Genomic DNA, 21,965 nt, shown 5'->3' on the forward strand with positions numbered 1-21,965 from the left:
GGAGAACACGATGAAAACCCTAAAATTAGTCTCAGCGATCGGTTTATTGGTATTTGGCTCATTCATCATGACAAGTGTGTCTGCCGCCAGTATTCCCGAAGATAAAATTGATACCCTGCGCCAAGCGCCTATCAATGTCGAGCCTACGCCACCTGCGATGCAAAGTGTGCGTAATACCGATGTGAAGGAAGTGCGCAGTTATCCCATGCAACCACCGGTGATCCCACACAAGATCGACGGCTATCAGCTTGATCTTAAAGTGAACAAGTGTATGGCTTGCCATGCTCGTAACCGCATTGGTGATTCGCAAGCGCCTATGGTCAGCGTCACGCATTTTATGGACAGGGACAATAACTTTTTAGCCGAGTTATCGCCGCGCCGCTATTTTTGCACTCAGTGTCATGTGCCGCAGTTAGATGCCAAGTTACTGGTCGAAAACGACTTTGTGGATATGGAACATCTGATCAAAGCCAACACTGAGCAGAAAAAACACTAGGAGTTAGCATGTTAGATAAACTGAAAAAAATCTGGCAGGTACTCAATCGTCCGAGTGTGCATTACAGTTTAGGTTTTTTGACCTTAGGTGGTTTTGTGGCTGGCGTGATTTTCTGGGGCGGATTTAACACTGCCCTAGAAGTGACCAACCAAGAAGCTTTCTGTATCGGTTGCCATGAGATGGAAAATAACGTCTATCAAGAGTTACAGACGACGATTCATTTCACTAACCGCAGTGGCGTGCGGGCGACGTGTCCTGATTGCCACGTACCGCATAACTGGACCGATAAAATTGCCCGTAAGATGCAGGCATCTAAGGAAGTGTGGGGTAAGGTTTTTGGGACGATTAATACCCGTGAGAAGTTTGAAGATAAGCGTCGTGAACTGGCAGAACATGAGTGGGCAAGGTTAAAGGCCAATGATTCGCTCGAGTGTCGTAACTGCCATAACTTCACTTACATGGACTTTACTCGCCAATCACCCAGAGCGGCGCAGATGCACTCAACGTCACTGGCAAGCGGCGAAAAGACCTGTATCGACTGCCACAAGGGGATTGCTCATCATCTCCCTGACATGGCCGGTGTGAAGGGGTTTTAATCTAGGGCGCAGTGTTTATCCGTGTGACTTAGCCTTGCTAAGTTGGACAACTCCAGCAAAAGGCCAAGCGTACTCCACGCTTGGCCTTTTTATTTGCACGTCACTATTTTTTAGGGATGCTTCAATAGGGTGTTATTCAGTCCGATTAGCGCGCTACAATCTGACTGAGATAGTCTTGCTTGTATGAGAGGTAAAGAGATCATGATGGAAGATCAGCCGCAACTTGAAAAACTGTTAGAAGATATTTTATGTATCAGTCCGAGTCTGTTTGAAATAGTGCAGGGGGTGAGGCAGGAGGTCAAAACTGCCGCTACCACATCGTCGCGGGCCATTACTGAAGCCGTTAAATACGGCGGTATACTCTTTAGCACCAAAGCCAGTTTTTGTGGTGTGTTTGCCTATAAACAGCATGTTTCATTGGAGTTTAGCTTAGGCGCGAATCTTAGCGATCCACATCAGGTACTTGAAGGCAGTGGCAAGTTTCGTCGCCATATTAAGTTGGTGTCAATCGATGATATTGCTGCCAAGCGAGTCGCGGAATATATTGCGCAGGCGTTGAGTCTGGCGGATTAATGGTTGTTTGCCGCGTGATGTGACTAAAACGGACGAACAAAAAAGGAGCTGAATATTCAGCTCCTTTCGTTTTGCTAAGGCTTAATAGAGATGTCTTAGCTATGCAGTCCCAAGTTAAGGGAGATTAGAAGTTCGCAGTGCGCGGTGCACGTGGGAAAGGGATAACATCACGAATGTTGTTCACGCCCGTCACGTAAGATACTAAACGCTCAAACCCTAGACCAAAACCTGCATGTGGCACTGTGCCATAACGGCGCATATCACGGTACCACCAGTAATCTTCTTGGTTCAGATCCATTTCGGCTAAACGCATATCCAGCACGTCTAAACGCTCTTCGCGTTGAGAGCCACCGATGATCTCACCAATACCTGGGGCTAACACGTCCATCGCGGCAACGGTTTTGCCATCGTCGTTTAAGCGCATGTAGAAGGCTTTGATATCTTTTGGATAGTTCTTCACTACCACAGGGGCTTTGAAGTGTTCTTCAGCTAAGTAACGCTCATGCTCAGAAGATAAATCGATGCCCCAAGACACAGGGAACTCGAAGGTTCTGCCACAGTTTTGCAGAATTTCAACCGCATCCGTGTAATCCACTTGAGCAAAATCGCTTGAAACGAAAGATTGCAGACGGTCGATCACAGTCTTATCAACGTGTTGGGCGAAGAAGGTTAAATCGTCCATACGCTCAGTCAATACGGCATTGAACGCGTATTTCAACATAGCTTCGGCAAGGCCTGCGATGTCGTTTAAGTTGGCGAAGGCGACTTCAGGCTCAACCATCCAGAATTCCGCTAAGTGGCGGCTAGTGTTTGAGTTTTCAGCACGGAAAGTCGGGCCAAAGGTATACACTTTTGACAGTGCACAGGCGTAGGTTTCAGCATTCAACTGACCTGATACGGTCAGGAAAGCTTCTTTACCGAAGAAATCTTTATCGTAATCGACTTTACCCGCTTCAGTACGCGGCAGGTTTTCCATATCTAAGGTCGATACGCGGAACATCTCACCGGCGCCTTCGCAATCTGATGCTGTGATAAGTGGGGTCGATACCCAAATAAAGCCTTCTTCGTGGTAGAAGCGGTGAATCGCTTGGGATAGACAGTTACGTACGCGAGCAACGGCACCAATAATGTTAGTACGTGGGCGTAAGTGCGCTAATTCGCGTAAATGTTCAATTGAATGACGCTTAGCGGCCATTGGGTAAGTGTCTGGATCATCAACCCAGCCAGCGACTTCAAGTTCAGTCACTTGCAGCTCAAATGCTTGGCCTGCACCAGGAGATTCCACCACGTCGCCAGTCATTACAACAGAGCAACCCGCAGTCAGCTTTAACACTTCGTTGTCGTAATTATCTAAGCTATTGGGCACGACACCTTGGATAGGATTAAAGCAAGAGCCGTCGTAAACAGCTAAAAAAGAGATGCCGGCTTTAGAGTCACGACGGGTTCTGACCCAGCCACGCACTGTGACTTTAGAACCGACGGCGTGCTCACCTTTAAATACAGATGCGACAGATGCAATGCTCATTGTTGCTTAATTCTCCAACGAAACGTTTTATATGAAAATTTTGGAGGTTTATATTACCTTGCTGGTGGCTTTTCTCAAGCTGAAAAAGGTATCCTGAGGTTAATAATATCGATATTGAGCGATATAGTGAGTTAAACGGCGGGAGGCGGTATGAGCAAGACTAGAATATTTCAAATTATCCTTGCGACCTTATCCATTTTAGGCTGGGCAATAGCCGTCTATGCGCTATTAGTGTTTAGTGATGCAAGGCCAGACCGTGAAGTTGGGGCCTATTTGACTCGTGGCGCGACATTTAGAGTCCATTGGGACCCACATGAAACCCAACTATTGCAGTATTTGATTTGGGTTTGTGGCGGTATTAGTTTGGTCAGTTTAGCGTTTAACTATTATGTCGCCCTCCACAGTCGTATGGGTTATTGGTTTAATATTCCCATGTTGCTGTTAACCTCTATTGTCGCCGGTTTGTATATCCACTTGGTGGTTTAAGCTAGGCATCATTGTTTGGCTAATTTAACAGTTTGGCTTTTTAACGGTTTAGCAATGGCAAGTGAAGTCAGAGGATATCGGCAGGAATGCTTAATTGGCGGCACAGATGGTCGATAATCGCGGCAGTCGCACCCCAGATAAACCGTTGTTGATAGGGAATAAAATGCACGCTGTAATAGCGCCCTTGGCGTAAAAAGCGTTTTTGGTGGCGATTATTCGGTTCAATAAAAAAGCTTAATGGCACGGTAAAGCAATCGGCTACCTCACCGGGATCGAGTTTTAAATCAAATGCCTGCTTGATAATGCCTATCACAGGAGTGATTTCAAACCCTGTGAAGGTATTATGGGCTGGAAACGTGCCCACCACCTCGACGTTATGCCTTGAGAGTCCAATTTCCTCTTCTGCTTCCCTTAATGCGGCCGCAATCGCATCAATATCATAGGGCTCAATTTTACCGCCTGGGAAACTGATCTGCCCCGGATGGGCGCGCAGATGCATAGGTCTTTGGGTTAAAATTAGATTCAGCTCACCGTTCATCTCCAGCAGTGGGATCAAAACCGCGGCTTTGCGCAGTCCAAGGTGAGGGAATGCCGCCGGATCTTGCCGCGCTAACGGGTGCAGATTAAATCTGAGTCTAAATTCCGCTTGATCCATCGACGTTCTCGTGACTGTTTAGTATTAAAGCTTACGGCTTTTGTGATGCAGCGCCAAGCAAAGGTAAAATACGGCTGATCTTATCAAAGGTTTCTTGGTACTCGGCATCCACTTCTGAATCCGCCACTATGCCGCCGCCCGCCCAGCAATAGAGTTTGCCCTGCTCAGACACAATAGTGCGAATGGTGATGCTGGTATCCATTTGACCGTCTTGGCTGATATAACCCATAGATCCACAATAAAGGCTGCGCCGTGAAGGTTCGAGCTCTTCGATAATTTCCATGGCACGAATTTTAGGTGCGCCGGTAATTGAGCCGCCGGGAAACGCCGCGCGCAGTAAATCACTTGCCGTGAATCGGCTATCAAGCTTGGCCGTCACCGTACTGACTAAGTGATGCACGGCAGGAAAACTTTCAATCTCAAATAGATGCGGTACACGTACTGAGCCTGCTGCCGCCACTTTGCCGATATCATTGCGCAGTAAATCGACAATCATGACATTTTCGGCGCGATCCTTTGGTGAGTTTGCCAGTGTATTGGCGGCTTTAACATCTAATGCGGGATCGGTATGACGCGGCAGTGTGCCTTTGATAGGTTTGGTTTGAATATCGTCACCGCGAAGCTGAATAAAGCGCTCGGGTGAAATCGATAAAATCGTGTTTTGCGGCAGACGCATAAAGGCCGAGAAGGGTGCTTTATTGGCATTGCGCAGTTGGCTATAGGCTGACCATTCATCGCCTTGATAATGGGCTTCGAATCTTTGGGTTAAATTTATTTGATAGCAATCACCGCTGTGCAAATAGGCTTGAACTGCTGCAAATTTGGCCGTGTATTGAGCTTTGTCTATCTGTGCTGTCCATGGGCCTGTGAGCATGAATCTGGCAGAGTTTGGCTTTTTGGCGATTTTATCTTGAATTTTATTCAATTCAATATCGAGTGCTGCTTCACCTAAATAATGCAGTAAATGCCAACACTGGGCTTGGTAATCAAAAACTAACGCCCAGTCGTAAAAGCCGATGTTCATCTCTGGCAGTTGAATATCTTGCTTGGCCGTTATCGGCAGGGATTCAATTCTGCGGCCCAAATCGTAGCTAAAACTGCCCATTGCGCCACCACTAAAGGGCAAGTCGCAATCAAAAGATTTTGAATACCAATGATTTAATAAAGTGTTGAGCAGGTCGAAGGGATCACGGTTTGGGTCTATTGCCTCGGGTAAGCTCAAGCTCGTATCGATGAGCTTTATATCGCTACGTTCACCCTTGGTTACTAACGTTGCGATAGGATTGGCGCAAATAATGTCGAATCTGGCGTCTTGATGCGGCGCGTTCGCCGAATCTAACAGAATTGCCCAAGTGTCATTTGCAAAGTGTTCAAACAGTGCTGCGGTACTTAATGTCCAGTCAAGTTGGCGTGATGCAAGCTGTTTTGACGCCCTAATTGCCATCGATTAACCCTATTCAAAATGTGATGTAGCCCAAAAAGATGTGAAAGAGTATCATATTGGCCCAGAAAGAATTAAACAAAAACAAGTTAGGCCGCAAAGGCTGCTGGAGCGCTCCTACTATGTCATCTCACCATAAAATGTCTGAAACTTCTGTGATTAAACAAGCCGACTTTATTGAAAGTGTGGCGGATGCTTTGCAATACATTTCTTATTACCACCCGAAGGATTTTGTTGATGCCATGAGCCAAGCTTATGAGCGTGAACAAAGTGCGGCGGCGAAGGATGCAATTGCCCAGATCTTAATTAACTCGCGTATGTCGGCCGAAGGTAAGCGTCCTCTGTGTCAAGATACTGGGATTGTGACCACTTTCGTGAAAGTGGGTATGGGTGTCCAATGGGACAAAACCGATATGACGATCCAGGAAATGGTCGACGAAGGTGTTCGTCGTGCCTATACCAATCCTGATAACCCACTGCGCGCATCAATAGTGTCAGATCCTGCGGGCAGCCGTAAAAATACCAAAGATAACACCCCATCTGTAGTGCATATCGACATGGTGCCAGGCAACCACATCGAAGTGGCGATTGCGGCTAAAGGCGGCGGCAGTGAAAACAAAGCTAAGATGGTAATGTTAAACCCATCTGATGATATCGCCGCTTGGGTAGAAAAAACGCTACCGACCATGGGCGCGGGCTGGTGTCCACCGGGTATGCTGGGTATAGGCATCGGCGGCACGGCGGAAAAAGCGGCCGTATTAGCCAAAGAAGCGCTGATGGAAAGCGTGGATATCCATGAGTTGATGGCCCGTGGCGCGCAAACGACCGAAGAAAAGCTGCGTTTAGACATTTTTGAGCGCGCGAATAGCTTAGGCATAGGTGCACAAGGTCTTGGCGGTTTAACCACAGTGTTAGACGTTAAAATTAAATCGGCGCCCACCCACGCGGCGTCAAAGCCAGTGGTGATGATCCCAAATTGCGCTGCTACACGCCACGTACATTTCCATTTAGATGGCTCAGGTCCAGCTGAATTGACGCCACCATCATTGGCCGATTGGCCAGAAATCACCCGTGAAGTGGGTGATGATGTGCGCCGCGTGAACTTAGATACAGTGACTCAAGCGGATATCGAGCAGTGGCAGAGCGGTGAAACCATTCTGCTGAGCGGTAAAATGCTCACAGGTCGCGATGCTGCCCATAAGCGCATTCAAAGCCTGATTGAAAGCGGTGAAGGTCTGCCAGAAGGCGTGGACTTTACCGGTAAGTTTATTTACTACGTTGGCCCAGTTGATCCAGTGGGTACTGAAGTTGTCGGCCCTGCGGGCCCAACCACAGCAACTCGTATGGATAAATTCACGGACTTAATGTTAGAGAAAACGGGCTTGATGGGCATGATAGGTAAAGCTGAGCGCGGCCCTGCGACAGTTGAATCAATCAAAAAACACAAAGCGGTATATCTGATGGCCGTTGGCGGCGCTGCGTATTTAGTGTCTAAAGCGATTAAACATTCTCGTGTCGTGGCCTTTGCTGATTTGGGCATGGAAGCGATTTACGAGTTTGATGTGCAAGATATGCCAGTGACTGTGGCTGTGGATTCGCATGGTGTGAACGCCCATGAAACTGGCCCTGCAATTTGGAAAGTGAATATCGCCAACGCGAAAGCGTAAAGGTGAGGATGCAGCGGATTGAACTTGATGGCTTTTTAAGCAAAATAGCTTAAGTTTGAGCTCTGATATCTGTTCTTGAGGTAAAACACTGCGCCACTGACATTTTGTCACAAAAAAATACGCTCAGGTTCGCCATTTGGCTTGCCTGAGCGTTTTTGTTTCGATAGTGTGGCAAGCTTATCTTCGAAAGATACGATCTCAGATCGTTTTTTAACATTCGTGCGGTTGCAACTCAGTAGAACTATTGCAATTTCAATAGAACCCTTGCAATGATTGGCGCAACTATCGAACCAGTTTAACCAAAGACGGACATAACAATGAAAATAGCTCCTCTCCTATTGGCGCTCGGCGCTGCGGGACTGGCGTTATCAGCCCAAGCGGCCGATCCAACGCCTTTTACTGTGCAACAACTCATTAAACTCAATAAGATGCACTCTGCGACTGTGTCCCACGATGGCACTAAATTAGTTTATGGTCTTAAAACGGTAAACGATAAAGGAGAGGCCAGCTCGGATCTGTATCTATTAGATTTGATAGACACGAAGGCGAAACCACTGCAATTGACCTCTGCCACGGGCACAGAGCACGATGTGAGCTTCGCCAATGACGACAAGTCGATTTATTTCCTTGCTAGTCGCAGTGGTTCAAGCCAGTTATTTCAACTGCCATTAACGGGCGGTGAAGCGGTACAAGTTTCTGATCTACCTTTGGATATTGATGGCTACAAATTATCAAACGACGGTAAACAAGTTGTACTCAGCATGCGTGTATTCCCCGAGTGTAAGGACTTAGCTTGCTCAAAGGATAAATTTACCGCCGAAGCTGAGCGTAAATCGACTGGCCGTGAATACAAGCAGTTAATGGTTCGCCATTGGGATACGTGGGAAGACCACGCCCGTAACCATTTATTTGTTGGCGCTGTAAACGGTGAAAAACTGACTAAAGTAGTGGATGTGACTCAAGGTTTAGATACTGAAACGCCGCCAAAACCTTTCTCGGGTATGGAAGAAGTAACTTTCACCCCAGACGGTAAGTTTGTGGTTTATAGCGCGAAAGCCCCTAGCAAAGATCAAGCTTGGACCACTAACTATGATTTGTGGCAAGTGCCAGTGACAGGTGGCACCGCAACCAACTTAACCAAAGACAATCTTGCATGGGATGCGCAGCCAACATTTTCGAGCGATGGTCGTTACATGGCCTATTTAGCAATGAAAAAACCGGGTTTTGAAGCAGATCGCTACGGCATTATGTTGCGCGATACTAGCACAGGCCAAACCAAAGAAGTGGCGCCATTATGGGATCGCAGCCCAAGCTCACTGATGTTTGCTCCTGACAATCGTACCTTGTATGTGACGGCACAAGACCTAGGTCAAGTCTCAATTTTCCAAGTGAATACCCAATTTGGCGATGTGCGTTCTGTCTACAGTGATGGCACGAACAGTTTAATTGCGGTCACTAACGAACAACTGATTTTCGATAGCAAAACCTTAGTTGAACCGGGCGATCTCTATAGCATTACGACTGAAGGTGAAGGGCTTAAACGTCTGACCGAAGTGAATAAAGACAAATTGGCCGAGATCAAGTTTGGTAAGTTTGAACAGTTCAGCTTTAAAGGTTGGAATAATGAAGACGTTTACGGTTACTGGATCAAACCGGCGAACTACCAAGAAGGGAAAAAATACCCAATTGCCTATCTCGTTCACGGTGGGCCGCAAGGTTCATTTGGTAATGCCTTCAGTGGTCGTTGGAATGCCCAATTATGGGCGGGTGCGGGTTATGGCGTCGTTATGGTAGATTTCCACGGCTCTACCGGTTACGGCCAAGCCTTTACGGATTCAATCAGCCAAGATTGGGGTGGTAAGCCATTAGAAGATCTACAAAAAGGTCTAGCGGCGGTGAGCCAGCAACAAAAATGGCTCGATCCGCAAAACACCTGTGCGCTCGGCGGTTCTTACGGCGGCTACATGATGAACTGGATCCAAGGTAACTGGAACGATGGTTTCAAGTGCTTAGTTAACCACGCGGGTCTGTTCGATATGCGTTCTATGTATTACGTGACCGAAGAAGTGTGGTTCGCAGAGCATGAGTTTGGTGGTACTTACTCAGATAACAAAGCGTTATATGAGAAGTTTAACCCAGTGAATTATGTTGAAAACTGGAAAACACCCATGCTGGTTATCCACGGTGAGAAGGACTTCCGCGTCCCTTATGGTCAAGGTTTAGCGGCATTCAGTTTTATGCAGCGCAAAGGGATCCCATCAGAGTTATTGATTTTCCCTGATGAAAACCATTGGATCTTAAAACCTGAAAACTTAGAGCAATGGTATGCTAATGTCTTCGGTTGGATGGACCGCTGGACTAAGCAATAACGACCAGTGCGTTTATGGGCTTTGCAGCGACGAAAGCCCATAGAAGCAAGGCTCGTCCGATAGGGTTATCATCGGCGAGTTGACTATTAGAGTGTTTTAAGCGGAGCGCTTTAAATAAGCTAAGCGTTTTCAATTAAGTGCACTTTGTTCAGCGTTTTAACAAAGCCAGAACTCTGTTCTGGCTTTTTATTATGTCATGAAATGTTTTTAATCAAGGAGTTAAGATGAACATTCGAGCCGCAACCTTAACTGACATCCCTGAAATAAGCGTATTGCTCACTCAATTAACCCAAGAATTTATTGCCCCAACTTGCACCGCAGAGGGCGCTGCAATCTTAGTTAATGCCATGTCGATAGAGGCGATTGGTAGCTACTTTGCTATGGGTTATCAGTACCATGTTGCCATAACTGACTCGGGCCAACTCGCTGGCGTAGTGGGGATGAAGGCGAATAGCCACTTGTACCATCTTTTTGTCGCCTCCCATGCACAGGGGCAAGGCGTGGCGCGAATGCTGTGGGAACATGCCAAAGCTCAATGTTTAGCCCAAGGCAATCCGGGGGTGTTTACCGTGAACTCGGCGCTGAATGCGCAGGCTGTGTACTTAGGCTTTGGCTTTGTGCCTCTTGGACCCGAGCGAGAACGCGGCGGGATCCGTGATATTCCCATGCAGCTATTGCTTTAGGTTGACTGTACTCATTTATCATCCGAACACGAGCACTATCACTCGACTGAATAGTAACTCAACGAAAAAGCTTGAACGAAAGCACTAGAGTGCAAAGAACTTGAATAAAAAGAACTTTACCGAATAGAACTAAAAATAGAGGAATTATGGCAAATTTAACATTTTATCCCATCGGCACCGTAGGCGAAAAATGGGGCGAGGCTGAAAAAGCTGCATGGCTTGCAAGCGCCAAAATAAAGCGTTCGTATCAGGACGATGTCGTGACGCCACTCAAGGCGATGGAAGCTGCACTCTTGGCACTTGGGCTTACCGTTGTGCAATATGGCGCCTTATCGATTAATGCCGATCGTTACCCATTATTTGCGGTAAAAAGCCAGCAGTTTGATCCACAAAAGCCAACCGTGCTCGTGACTGGTGGCGTGCACGGTTACGAAACCAGCGGTGTTCATGGTGCCCTGGCATTTTTAGCGGATAAGGCGGCTCATTATGTTGATCGCGTCAATCTTGTGATCGCCGTGTGCGTGAGTCCTTGGGGTTACGAAACCATCAATCGTTGGAACCCTAAGGCTATCGATCCTAATCGTTCATTTTATGCCAACAGTCCAGCGGAAGAATCGGCGGCCTTGATGGCCTTAGTCGCATCCGTAGAGCAAGATTTTGATGTGCATGTGGACTTACATGAAACCACTGATTCAGATGAATTAGAATTTCGTCCTGCGCTTTGCGCCCGTGATGGTAAAGAGTACCTCAAAGGTACTATCCCAGATGGTTTTTATGCTGTGGGTGATACAGAACACTCAATGGATGCCTTTCAGAAAGCCATTATTGACGGTGTGAGTAAAGTGACGCACATTGCTCCTGCCGATGAGAAAGGCGAGATCATTGGCTCGACTGTGGTGCAGCACGGGGTGATTAACTATCCACTTAAGTCATTAGGGCTTTGCAGCAGTGTCACTGGCTGTATCTATAACACAACGACAGAAGTGTACCCAGATAGCCCAACGGCCACGCCAGCTGAATGTAATCTGGCGCAAGTTGCGGCCATCACCAGCGCCATCGATTATGTGCTGGCGCAGCGTTAGTCGTAGTTTGTTGTGATGCTCAGCTAAGTGGTGATTAGCTTAGTGATCGTAAGTTGAGTGATGCCCAGTTGAGTTAGCGGCTAGTGAAGTCATTTTGCGTGCGATCGATTAACGCATCGACTCCCTAATTAGGTCATTCACGGAACATCACGCAATAAAAAGCCCTCATTCGAGGGCTTCTTCATTTATGTCGCGCGGCTTTTATTAAGCACGAGCCTAGCATTGGCAGGCGATAACCTAGTTGTTGTCGCTATAGTCACGGCCATAATAGCTATCGAGGAACAGTTGTTTCAGCTCGTTAATCAATGGGTAACGTGGGTTGGCACCGGTACATTGATCATCGAACGCATCTTCGGCTAATTCATCTAACTTGGCGAGGAAGTCGGCTTCGTTGACACCGGCTTCTTGGATAGAAGCAGGAATGCCAATCGTCTTCTTGAGGTGTGTGATTTTCTCAAGCAATTTTTCGACTTTTTCTTCATCCGTCTTTCCGCCTAGTTTCAAGTGATCTGCGATGGCAGCATAACGGCACAGGGCTTTTGGCCTGTCGTATTGGCTAAAGGCCGCTTGCTTAGTGGGCAGATCCGTTGCGTTAAAGCGTATTACGTTGTTGATCAGCAGCGCATTGGCTAGGCCATGGGCGAGATGGAACTCGGCGCCCAGTTTGTGTGCCATTGAGTGGCAAATCCCAAGGAAAGCGTTAGCAAAGGCGATACCCGCAATAGTGGCGCCATTGTGGACCTTTTCACGGGCGACAGGTGATTGTGACCCCAAGTTGTAGGCATCGGGTAAATATTTGCACAGTAAGTCGAGGGCTTGTAGCGCTTGGCCATCGCTGTACTCATTCGCCATCACGCTGACATAGGCTTCTAATGCATGGGTCACCGCATCTATGCCACCAAAGGCGGTGAGGGATTTAGGCATGTCCATCACAAGATTTGGATCAACAATCGCCATATTGGGCGTGAGTTGATAGTCGGCAATCGGGTATTTTTTACCGGTAATTTCGTCTGTCACTACCGCAAAAGGTGTGACTTCTGAGCCAGTGCCTGAAGTCGTCGGAATTGCCACCATCATGGCTTTGGTGCCCATTTTGGGGAATTTGTAGATACGTTTACGAATGTCCATAAAGCGCAATGCTAGATCGGCAAAATCCACATCTGGATGCTCGTACATTACCCAAATAATCTTAGCCGCATCCATTGGTGAGCCGCCGCCGAGCGCAATTATCACATCGGGTTTAAAGCTTTGAGCGACCTTAGCGCCTTGACGGACTATGGCTAAGGTGGGGTCGGCTTCAACATCGTAAAAAATTTCGGTTTCAAGGCCTTGGGCTTTTAAAATCCGCATGGTTTCATCGCAATAACCGTGATTGAACAAAAATCTGTCTGTGATGATTAAGGCGCGTTTTTTATCGCTCAGTTCTTCGAGCGCGATGGGTAAACTGCCGCGGCGGAAATAGATAGATGCAGGAAGTTTATGCCACAACATGTTTTCGGCCCTCTTAGCGACGGTTTTTTTATTGATCAGATGACTAGGGCCAACGTTTTCTGAAATCGAGTTGCCACCCCAAGAACCACAGCCTAAAGTGAGCGAAGGTGCCAGTTTGAAGTTGTACAGATCGCCAATGCCGCCCTGTGAGGCTGGGGTGTTGATCAAAATACGTGCTGTTTTCATTCTAAAACCAAAGGCATGCACACGTTCTGTTTGGGTATCTTGGTCGGTATAAAGCCCTGATGTGTGGCCAATGCCGCCGAGCGCGACTAAGGCTTCGGCTTTATCCATGGCATCGTTAAAGTCGATGGCGCGGTACATGCCAAGTAATGGCGATAATTTTTCATGGGCGAAGGCTTCGCTGTCGCAAATGTCGGTGACTTCACCAATCAACACTTTTGTCCAGTGTGGCACTTCAAAGCCCGCCATTTTCGCGATACTGGCAGCGCTTTGGCCAACGATATCGGCATTCAAACCGCCATTTTTTAAAATGACCTGCTGCATCGCCGCGGTTTCATCCTTCGATAGCATATAGCCACCGTGGGTTGTGAAACGCTCTTTAACCTGCTCATAAATACTGTCGACCACAATTACCGCTTGCTCTGACGCACAAACCACACCGTTATCGAAGGTTTTTGACATGAGAATCGAACTGACTGCGCGTTTGATGTCGGCGGTTTCATCGATAACAATAGGCGTGTTACCCGCACCTACGCCAATAGCAGGTTTACCGGAAGAGTAGGCGGCTTTCACCATGCCTGGGCCTCCCGTTGCGAGGATTAAATTGACCTTAGGGTGAGTCATTAATTGATTTGATAGTGCAACGCTGGGTTCATCAATCCAACCAATAATGTCTTTGGGTGCGCCCGCGGCTATGGCAGCATCAAGCACTAATTTTGCTGCGGTTGTGGTTGAAACTTTGGCCCTAGGATGGGGCGAGAAGATAATTGCGTTACGGGTTTTAAGGCTGATTAAGGCTTTAAAAATGGCAGTCGATGTGGGGTTCGTGGTGGGGACTATGCCACAGATAATGCCTACGGGTTCAGCAATGGTAATAGTACCGAAGGTGACATCTTCAGATAAAATTCCGCAGGTTTTTTCATCTTTATATTTGTTATAAATGTATTCGGAGGCAAAGTGGTTTTTAATTACTTTGTCTTCAACTACACCCATGCGGGTTTCTGCGGCGGCCATTTTGGCCAGCGAGATACGCGCATCGGCAGCGGCAAGGGCGGCTGCACGGAAAATTTTATCGACTTGCGCTTGGCTGAATGTCGCATACTCGGCTTGTGCTTTCGCCACTCGCTCGACCATGAGATCCAGTTCTTGTGCATTGGTCACTGTCATGATTAATACTCCTAAAAAGATTTAGTGAATCAAGGCATTCACTAAATCCTCTTTATGGTAGAAAATTACACCTAAAGCCGCGTTGAAAGTGTGATATCAACGACAATATCGTGCTTTTATGTAATAAAACTACACTTAGGGTAACTTGTTTGTTTAAAATTGCGCTGAAAATGCATCGGCTTCGATAACTAAATATTATTCGAAGTTGTGATTTAACCTCAAAAATCTCATTTTTCAGTCAATAGCGCTTGAGATACTATACTTGCCCTCAAGCTTATTTTGATGAAGACGGCGTGACACGCACATAAGGATAGTCCCTTGGAGTTAACTCTTTACGTTAAATTTTTTCTTGGCCTCGTTGCCATCATTAATCCGGTTGGCTTGTTGCCTGTGTTTGTGAGCTTAACCAGCCATCAAACGGAGGCTGAGCGGAATCACACGGGTAAAGTAGCGAACTTTGCGGTTGTGGTAATCCTCTTAGTCACGATTGTGGCGGGGCAGCACATTCTGAATATGTTCAGCATTTCGTTATCTGCCTTTAGAATTGCTGGTGGCAGCCTGATTGCCATTATTGCGATGTCAATGTTGCAAGGTAAGTTAGGCGAAGTGAAGCGTAACCAAGAAGAAGACCGTGAATCCTCGGCGATGGAATCTGTGGCGGTTGTGCCTTTGGCTTTACCACTGATGGCGGGACCTGGCGCTATCAGTTCGGTGATTGTCTTTGCCGCTGAGCATAATTCATTGTCGAACATTATTGCGATGTTCATTACTGTGATAGTGTTTGGTTTAGTGAGTTTTGGCCTGTTTAGAATGGCATCTATCATTTATAAGATCCTCGGCAAAACGGGTATTAACGTGATTACCCGTCTCATGGGACTCTTGATGTTATCTATTGGTATCGAAGTCATTGCGGCTGGTGTGAAGGGATTATTCCCACAGCTTTTCAGTTAGAGTCATTTTCAGTCACAGATTAAGTGTTCCTTTCTCTAGAAAAACGCATTGGAATTTTCAATGCGTTTTTTATTTCTATCTGATCCTTGTTTGACGTTTCTCAAGTTTGCTCTGCGATTAGCAAAATCTAAGCTATTGATGGAATATGGGGGAAATCCTCGTTTATCAGGATATTAGCTTGTACAATTTCCATAAACCTTAGTCGTCCTACGGTTGATATTATGCTATACCTAGTGTTCGGTATTTGGATCTAAAACTAAGTTTAAAAGGATATTTCTATGAAATGGCAATGGATTGGTAATCTCAGTCTAAAACAAAAATTATTAATGGTTGTCTTGCCTCCACTGTTAGCCTGTTTTTTATGTGGCACGCTTTACCTCATTGAAAAATATGAATATAGAAAAGATTTAACCTTAGTAGTGCAATTAAGCGAGCTAGCCGTCACCAACAGTAATTTAGTGCATGAGTTACAAAAAGAGCGCGGCATGAGTGCTGGATTTATTGGCTCAGCAGGAAAAGCGTTTGCGGGTAAAATTCCTAGTCAAAGACAATTAACGGATACGCAGCTCGGCCTCTATCAGCGTTTTATCACTGAGAACCATCTGCCGGAGATATTTGCCTCAAAACTTAGAGAGCTAAACGCTCAACTCGGGCGTTTAAATGCAATCCGCTCACAGGTGGATAGTTTAAGTATCAGTGTCGCCGATGAAGTTGCCTATTACACTGAGTTAAATAAGTTATTACTGACAATAGTCGATGAAACCGCAAAAACGGGTGCTAATCAAGAAATCGCCATTAAAGCGACGGCTTTTAGTGCTTTTTTGCAATTAAAGGAAAGGGCGGGGATTGAAAGGGCGGTACTCAGCTCAACCTTTGGCCAAGCTGGATTTAAGCCTAAGGTTTATGCCAAATTTATCACTTTGGTTTCGGAGCAAAATACCTATCAAGAGCGTTTTTTAGCGCTAGCAAATTCTGATTTATTATCCTCGTTTAACCGTTTACAGAGTTCAGCTGCAATGCATGACGTTGAGCTGTTACGTCAAATCGCATTCGAGCAAGATAATCAAAAAATCCTGCAACAAAGTCCCGAAGAGTGGTTCAGTAAATCGACCGCCCGGATTGAGCTATTACGTGAGTTTGAACAGCAAGTCTCGGCAGATTTACTTAATACCACCCATGAAAGATTAACCTTAGCGAATGAGAAAATGTTCTTAGTGCTCGCGACCTTAATCTCAGTATTGGCGATAGTCTTGATATTGAGTCTATCTGTTATCCGTTATTTGCATGACAGTGTGCATCACTTATATTCGACCATCACGCAAGCCCGTAAACATTACGACTTAAGTGTGCGTCTGACTCACTCTAGCTCCGATGAATTCGGTGAACTCGCCATCGCCTTTAACGATATGATGAGTGATTTTGAAAAGGTGATCCTACATGTACGTTCCAGTGGCGCTAAATTGCAACAAGCTGTGGCGCAAATGGATCTCTGTACCCATGCCATGGAGCAAGATGTGATGGCGGGCCACAGTGAGGCAGAACAAGTAGCCTCCGCTATGACAGAAATGAGTGCAACAGTGGCCGAGATTGCCAGCAATGCAGTGCAGGCATCCGAAGCGTCTTCCGCCGCCAATATAGAGGCTAAAGAAGGCAACCTCGAAGTCGGCCGAACCAGCAAAGCGATCAAAGCGTTAGCCGACGATATTAGTGGAGCTTCTAAAGCCATTAACGATTTAGACCGTGAAATTCACGGCATAGTGGTAGTGCTTGAAGTGATCAGCAGTATTGCTGAGCAAACTAATTTACTCGCGCTTAATGCCGCCATTGAAGCTGCTCGCGCAGGGGAAATGGGTCGCGGTTTTGCTGTAGTTGCAGACGAAGTCCGAAGTTTAGCGCAGCGCTCACAAACCTCGACCTCTGACATTAAAAATATGACAGATAGATTGAAGGCGGGAGCGAGCATTGCAGTAAAAGCCATGGACAGAGGATTAGCTCAGGCTAATAGCAGTGTCCATGAAGCTGAACAGGCAGGTATCGAATTGAAACGTATTGTGGAGCAAGTAGACATTATTGACCGCATGAACGAGCAAATTGCTACAGCAACTCATGAGCAATCGGCGGTATCCGAAGACGTAAATCGTAATGCACTGAAGATCAGTGAGATTTACCTTAATACTCAAAGGATCTCCGATGAGCTTAGGGAGCTGACCAAAGCTCTGACGTTTGACGCGAATTCAATGTCAAAAGAAGTGCACAAATTTACCGTCAATTAACGGTATAAAACGGTGAAAAGATTCAAGAAATCACGGCGGTTTGTTTAGCAATTGTGCAACCGCCTGAAACTGAGTCTTTTTTACTTGACCCCCTTTAGGCTTTTGCGTACAGTACCGCTCCGTTAACGATGAAAGCCTCTCGGCAAGGCTATACGAAATCGTTAGTGATTCTTGAACGTGAAAGATTAACCACGCTAACATAAATCGACATATGGTGAGGTGTCCGAGTGGCCGAAGGAGCACGCCTGGAAAGTGTGTATACGGTAACGTATCGAGGGTTCGACTCCCTCTCTCACCGCCAAATTCAAGTTTGAAGACGTCCTAGGGCGTCTTTTTTCTTATCTGTATTTTATAAAAATAAATAGCTTACCATCCTATATTGTTTAATACCATCCTACAGCATCCGAAATCTTTAGTAATGCCAAAAGTAATGCCAAGGAAATTTGGCAAATTTATGCATTACTTTTCACTTCAAAAAATACCCATTTTTTATGCCGTTTTTTTACTTGATTTTCTCGATTTTATAGCCCAGATTTAACTTGGCAATATCCTGATTTATCTGAATTTATTCAGTGATAAGTAATGCTTGATTTTAGAGTGCGAAATAATGCCAAAATCAAGCATTACTTTGGGGCTTAATTTGAGGGAGGAGAACGGTATGGGAAGAAGTACAAATAAGCTGACTGCAAAAGCGGTGCTCAATGCTAAAGCGGAAGCAAAGCCCTATAGATTGTCAGATGGTGGCAATCTCTATCTCTATGTGCGCACAGCAGGGAAAACATGGGAATTTCGATACATACGCCCCTCCACCAGCAAACCCACCTATTTTGGTTTAGGCTCATATCCTGACGTATCCTTAGCTGAGGCGCGAGATAAAGCGCTAGAAGCGCGAAAAAACTTGGCCGAAGGCATCGACCCTCAATTACTTAAAGTTGAAAACAAATTAAAAGCGGCAACAGAGAACGCTCAAACTCTCAAGCATATTGCGCAAATGTGGATGGACTCAAAGCAGGGAAGCATTAAGCCTAAAACCATCGAAGGCAATTGGCGCAAGCTTGAGCTGTATGCCTTCCCTAAGCTGGGGAGTATTGCGATTAGTAGACTCACGGCTCCTATAGCCATTGCCGCGCTCAAGCCCCTTGAACAGAAGGGGCATCTTGAAACGGTTAAACGTACCGCTCAGTTACTGAATGAAATCATGAACTATTCGGTTAACTCTGGTTACATTCATGCCAATCCGTTGTCGGGTATTTGAGAAATTTTTAGAAAAAGCAAAGTGGAGCATCTGAAGGCATTAAAACCAGCAGAGCTAGCTGAATTACTGCAGACCGTCGCAAACGCCAATTTATTGTTAACGACCCGGTGTTTGATTGAATGGCAATTGCACACAATGACCAGGCCAAATGAAGCGGCCGGAGCCCGTTGGGAGGAAATCGATTTTGATGCCAAACTTTGGACTATTCCTGAATCACGCATGAAAATGAATCGTGAGCATATTATCCCGCTTACAGAGCATACCCTCGCGATACTCGAAACTGTTAAGCCGATTAGTGAACAGAGCCAATTCGTTTTCCCGTCATCTAAAGATCCTAAAAAGCACACAGATCCTGAAACTATAAACAAAGCATTAGGGCGAATGGGATTAAAGGGAAGAACAACGGGTCATGGTTTACGCTCGCTGGCGAGCACTACCTTAAACGAACAGGGCTTTGATGGTGATGTCATTGAGGCCGCGTTAGCCCACGTAGATAAAAACCAAATCCGCAGCGCCTATAATCGCACTACCTATTTAGAGCGACGGACCAAGTTAATGGAGTGGTGGAGCAATCATATTGCCACTGTAGCAGTTGGCTCTTTGTCAGTAACAGCTACTTCAAAAAAATTAGGGGGATGACCTATTAAGGCCGAATAGATATTACCTCCCTGAGTCAAAAGGTTAGAGGACGCGATACACGAATCTAACCTGTTAAGTCCGACTCAGGGTTGTTACTCTTACTTCATGACTAACCTAAAGCCAAACCTATGACTATCGAGCAGAGCCAGCATTTGCACCAACTAAACGCTTTAGCTGCAAGCCATTCTGAGGTGGCAGCATCATGGCTTTATGGTTCGCAGGCGAAAGGAAATGCTAGCGAGCATAGCGATTGGGATTTAGGCGTTGCATTCGACCCGGTAGAGGCGGACAGTGCGCTTGATACTCGAATTAGAGCTGAACTGCTTGCTATAGATTGGCAAAGAGCATTAGGGCTAGCCGAAGGGAAGCTTTCTGTTGTCGATATCAATCTAGCACCAATCCCTCTGGCCTTCGGTATCATTAATGCTAACAAACTTATCTTTAGTCTAGATGAAGGCCGAAGAATGCAAGAAGAGTCTCGCATAATGTCGCAAATGGAACTCGATTATTCAGCCCCAAGCTACTTTATTATTTTGGATAATGGCTATATCACGTCATTGCGTTTAAGTCTTAGCCAGTACCAAGCCGAGCTTGGAGAGTTACGTCAATTACTTAGTCAGCGTTCCTTATCTAATCTCGAATATCGAGCAGCAGAGCGTACACTACTGGTCTCTATTGAAGCTTGCATTGGCATTGCAAAACATTGGGCTAAGGCACTGGCTGGACATAGCCCGCAGGATGCCTACCAAGCATTTGAGATCCTGTGTCAACGAGGAGCACAACCAGCTGATGAATTAAATAGCTGGCGTAAAGTGATAGGCCTGCGTAATGCACTGGTACATGATTATCTGAATATTGACCCTGAGATCATCCGCAGTGTGATCTCTCAAGGTTATAGCGATAGATTATTCGTCTTTGCAGAGCGGGGATTGGAATGGTTATCTTTGAAGAATAACTAAGGTCTGATTGGGTTGCACTGGCTCACCTAAAGATTGAATTGATGAATGGGGCTCACCAGACTCTTATATATAGAAATGAAAATTACTAAAGTGAACTTGTTTGCTTAAACTTCCAAGGTGTAGAGTGCTAACCCTTGGCACATTACGAAAACCCACTTTAAGTATATTTTTATACATAGTCACGAAGACAGGTTGAAAATATTCACAAGTTAAGCCATCTAGTGAGGGAAAAGTTTAAAAAACAAATTCATTTTATCTGCTATTTCTGCTATTAGTAGCAGAAATAGCAGATAAAATGGATGTGTCAATGCAAAAAATTGTAGAGTTATCGAAGGTGGACTTAAATGCTAGCCGAGAAGAAGTTATACAGTACCTTTTACCTGTCTTAATTTTTTCTCCTGCTAATATTAATGTTTGGGCCGTATATGAAAGGAGTTCGTATAAAAATCGTAATGGGCCATATCTGGATAGAGAGGATTCTATGTCTAGAAAAGTTGCAAGGGAACGATTGAAGCGTAGTGAATCATTCTCAGTGGCATCATTTATTCCGAAAACAGAATATCTAAGATTAGGGAGTGATGACTTAACCGTATTAATAAAAACGGAATCGTTAATTTGAAATTCATTACTGAATTCTACTTGTATACTGAAAATTTCGAACTTGAATTGATGAGTGGTGAACAGTATATAGAAAATATGAAACACCTATTAATGCAAAAGATTTGCGGATAAATTCTCAGTCTGATTTCTATGACTATAAATATAATATTAAATTTTTCTTTACAAGAAAAAGCTTTGAATTTTTATTCAATACACATTTTATTGTAAATGAGCTAGAAGACTTACCAACTAAAATAGATTCAGTTTATGTTTTTGAACGTGATATTCTTTCATTTGTTAATCAAGATTTCGAACGAGAGATAGATACCCCTGACATTCCCGAAACAAGTCCTTACTATATTAAAGATTTCCTAAGTAATAAATCCGATCTGGACCAATTATCTATCTTAGGTTTCCGTTATTATTGGGGGAAAACGTCTAAGCAGCCTAAAGCTAAAGGATTGGTAGAGTTGATTATTAATCAACTCAGTTATTCTCAAAAAAAGGCAGAAGCGGCGGCTTTTTTTCTCAACCCTAATCCCGATGGCCTATGTGGTAAAACTAAATCGATTGCAGACGGTAGCCAGTTTCCATACTTGACTTACTGCTTCGAGCGTTATTGGCATGGTCATGAATTTTACGATAAAAAAATAACATGTGAAATACAAGAGTTTTTAGGGGAAGAAGGTTTTACCGCCGATAATGCCAAATATGCTGAATTATTTTTGAGACCGAGTAAATTTCTTAGGGGACCCAAAAAACGTAAATAATACAATGAATAATGTACTTTAGGTGAGCTGGGGGGACCGTTTTCACCCCGTTTGTGCATGCTTGATAACCATCTAATCTCAGGGTTGTAGACGTTTATTCACAA

Annotated in this window: 17 protein-coding genes, 1 tRNA gene and 1 pseudogene; 15 read left to right on the forward strand and 4 right to left on the reverse strand. The window is 45.4% G+C overall.

Translation table 11 applies throughout. The features are described from left to right. The first annotated feature begins 10 nt into the window (after positions 1–10). From L5M40_RS18710 to L5M40_RS18720, 3 genes are all read left to right on the forward strand, one after another. A complete protein-coding gene (locus L5M40_RS18710; protein WP_105252303.1) occupies positions 11–496 on the forward strand; it encodes a nitrate reductase cytochrome c-type subunit in 486 nt (161 codons plus the stop codon). An 8-nt stretch (positions 497–504) separates the two neighbouring features. After that, complete coding sequence (locus L5M40_RS18715; RefSeq protein WP_028760143.1) at positions 505–1,092, forward strand: cytochrome c3 family protein; 588 nt, start codon at positions 505–507, stop codon at positions 1,090–1,092. Positions 1,093–1,293: 201 nt separating this feature from the next. After that, positions 1,294–1,665 (forward strand): DUF1801 domain-containing protein, encoded by a 372-nt coding sequence (locus L5M40_RS18720; protein ID WP_263257042.1) that lies wholly within the window; start codon positions 1,294–1,296, stop codon positions 1,663–1,665. 124 nt (positions 1,666–1,789) lie between these two features. Here L5M40_RS18720 and asnS read toward each other — a convergent pair whose 3' ends face one another. After that, complete coding sequence (gene asnS / locus L5M40_RS18725) at positions 1,790–3,190, reverse strand: asparagine--tRNA ligase (RefSeq protein ID WP_105252305.1); 1,401 nt, start codon at positions 3,188–3,190, stop codon at positions 1,790–1,792. 150 nt (positions 3,191–3,340) lie between these two features. Between asnS and L5M40_RS18730 the strand changes: the two genes are divergently transcribed. Continuing rightward, positions 3,341–3,676: a hypothetical protein gene (locus tag L5M40_RS18730; protein ID WP_263257043.1), complete on the forward strand. Its 336-nt coding sequence runs from the start codon at positions 3,341–3,343 to the stop codon at positions 3,674–3,676. Positions 3,677–3,743: 67 nt separating this feature from the next. Here L5M40_RS18730 and L5M40_RS18735 read toward each other — a convergent pair whose 3' ends face one another. Both L5M40_RS18735 and pabB read right to left on the reverse strand, forming a co-directional pair. After that, a complete protein-coding gene (locus L5M40_RS18735; protein ID WP_028760139.1) occupies positions 3,744–4,331 on the reverse strand; it encodes a CoA pyrophosphatase in 588 nt (195 codons plus the stop codon). 31 nt (positions 4,332–4,362) lie between these two features. Next, a complete protein-coding gene (gene pabB / locus L5M40_RS18740; protein WP_263257044.1) occupies positions 4,363–5,775 on the reverse strand; it encodes an aminodeoxychorismate synthase component I in 1,413 nt (470 codons plus the stop codon). Positions 5,776–5,894: 119 nt separating this feature from the next. On the opposite strand from pabB, the gene L5M40_RS18745 reads away from it, so the two are divergent. From L5M40_RS18745 to L5M40_RS18760, 4 genes are all read left to right on the forward strand, one after another. Continuing rightward, positions 5,895–7,439 carry a fumarate hydratase gene (locus L5M40_RS18745; RefSeq protein WP_028760137.1) on the forward strand — a complete coding sequence of 515 codons (1,545 nt, stop codon included), beginning with the start codon at positions 5,895–5,897 and terminating at the stop codon, positions 7,437–7,439. 317 nt (positions 7,440–7,756) lie between these two features. After that, entirely contained in the window at positions 7,757–9,808 is a 2,052-nt protein-coding gene (locus L5M40_RS18750) for an alpha/beta hydrolase family protein (protein WP_263257045.1), read from the forward strand. A gap of 224 nt (positions 9,809–10,032) precedes the next feature. Continuing rightward, positions 10,033–10,491 (forward strand): GNAT family N-acetyltransferase, encoded by a 459-nt coding sequence (locus tag L5M40_RS18755; protein WP_263257047.1) that lies wholly within the window; start codon positions 10,033–10,035, stop codon positions 10,489–10,491. A 146-nt stretch (positions 10,492–10,637) separates the two neighbouring features. Further along, positions 10,638–11,573 (forward strand): M14 family metallocarboxypeptidase, encoded by a 936-nt coding sequence (locus L5M40_RS18760; protein WP_263257048.1) that lies wholly within the window; start codon positions 10,638–10,640, stop codon positions 11,571–11,573. 237 nt (positions 11,574–11,810) lie between these two features. Here L5M40_RS18760 and adhE read toward each other — a convergent pair whose 3' ends face one another. Further along, positions 11,811–14,414: a bifunctional acetaldehyde-CoA/alcohol dehydrogenase gene (gene adhE / locus L5M40_RS18765; RefSeq protein WP_263257049.1), complete on the reverse strand. Its 2,604-nt coding sequence runs from the start codon at positions 14,412–14,414 to the stop codon at positions 11,811–11,813. A 318-nt stretch (positions 14,415–14,732) separates the two neighbouring features. Between adhE and L5M40_RS18770 the strand changes: the two genes are divergently transcribed. From L5M40_RS18770 to L5M40_RS18800, 7 genes and pseudogenes are all read left to right on the forward strand, one after another. Continuing rightward, the gene (locus L5M40_RS18770; RefSeq protein WP_006081420.1) at positions 14,733–15,365 is read left to right on the forward strand and encodes a YchE family NAAT transporter; all 633 of its coding nucleotides are present in this window, start codon (positions 14,733–14,735) and stop codon (positions 15,363–15,365) included. A gap of 278 nt (positions 15,366–15,643) precedes the next feature. Next, on the forward strand, positions 15,644–17,638 hold the full coding sequence (locus L5M40_RS18775) for a methyl-accepting chemotaxis protein (RefSeq protein ID WP_263176381.1): 1,995 nt from the start codon (positions 15,644–15,646) through the stop codon (positions 17,636–17,638). A gap of 213 nt (positions 17,639–17,851) precedes the next feature. Further along, positions 17,852–17,939 (forward strand) — tRNA-Ser (locus tag L5M40_RS18780). Positions 17,940–18,296: 357 nt separating this feature from the next. After that, a pseudogene (locus tag L5M40_RS18785) lies at positions 18,297–19,532 on the forward strand (tyrosine-type recombinase/integrase). A 128-nt stretch (positions 19,533–19,660) separates the two neighbouring features. Continuing rightward, on the forward strand, positions 19,661–20,491 hold the full coding sequence (gene hepT, locus L5M40_RS18790; RefSeq protein ID WP_263177392.1) for a type VII toxin-antitoxin system HepT family RNase toxin: 831 nt from the start codon (positions 19,661–19,663) through the stop codon (positions 20,489–20,491). A gap of 307 nt (positions 20,492–20,798) precedes the next feature. Then, on the forward strand, positions 20,799–21,110 hold the full coding sequence (locus tag L5M40_RS18795; RefSeq protein WP_263177394.1) for a hypothetical protein: 312 nt from the start codon (positions 20,799–20,801) through the stop codon (positions 21,108–21,110). A 103-nt stretch (positions 21,111–21,213) separates the two neighbouring features. Beyond that, entirely contained in the window at positions 21,214–21,861 is a 648-nt protein-coding gene (locus L5M40_RS18800) for a hypothetical protein (protein WP_263177396.1), read from the forward strand. Positions 21,862–21,965: the final 104 nt, after the last annotated feature.

Source organism: Shewanella sp. SM68, assembly GCF_025653925.1.
In the GTDB taxonomy this organism is placed as follows: domain Bacteria; phylum Pseudomonadota; class Gammaproteobacteria; order Enterobacterales; family Shewanellaceae; genus Shewanella; species Shewanella oncorhynchi.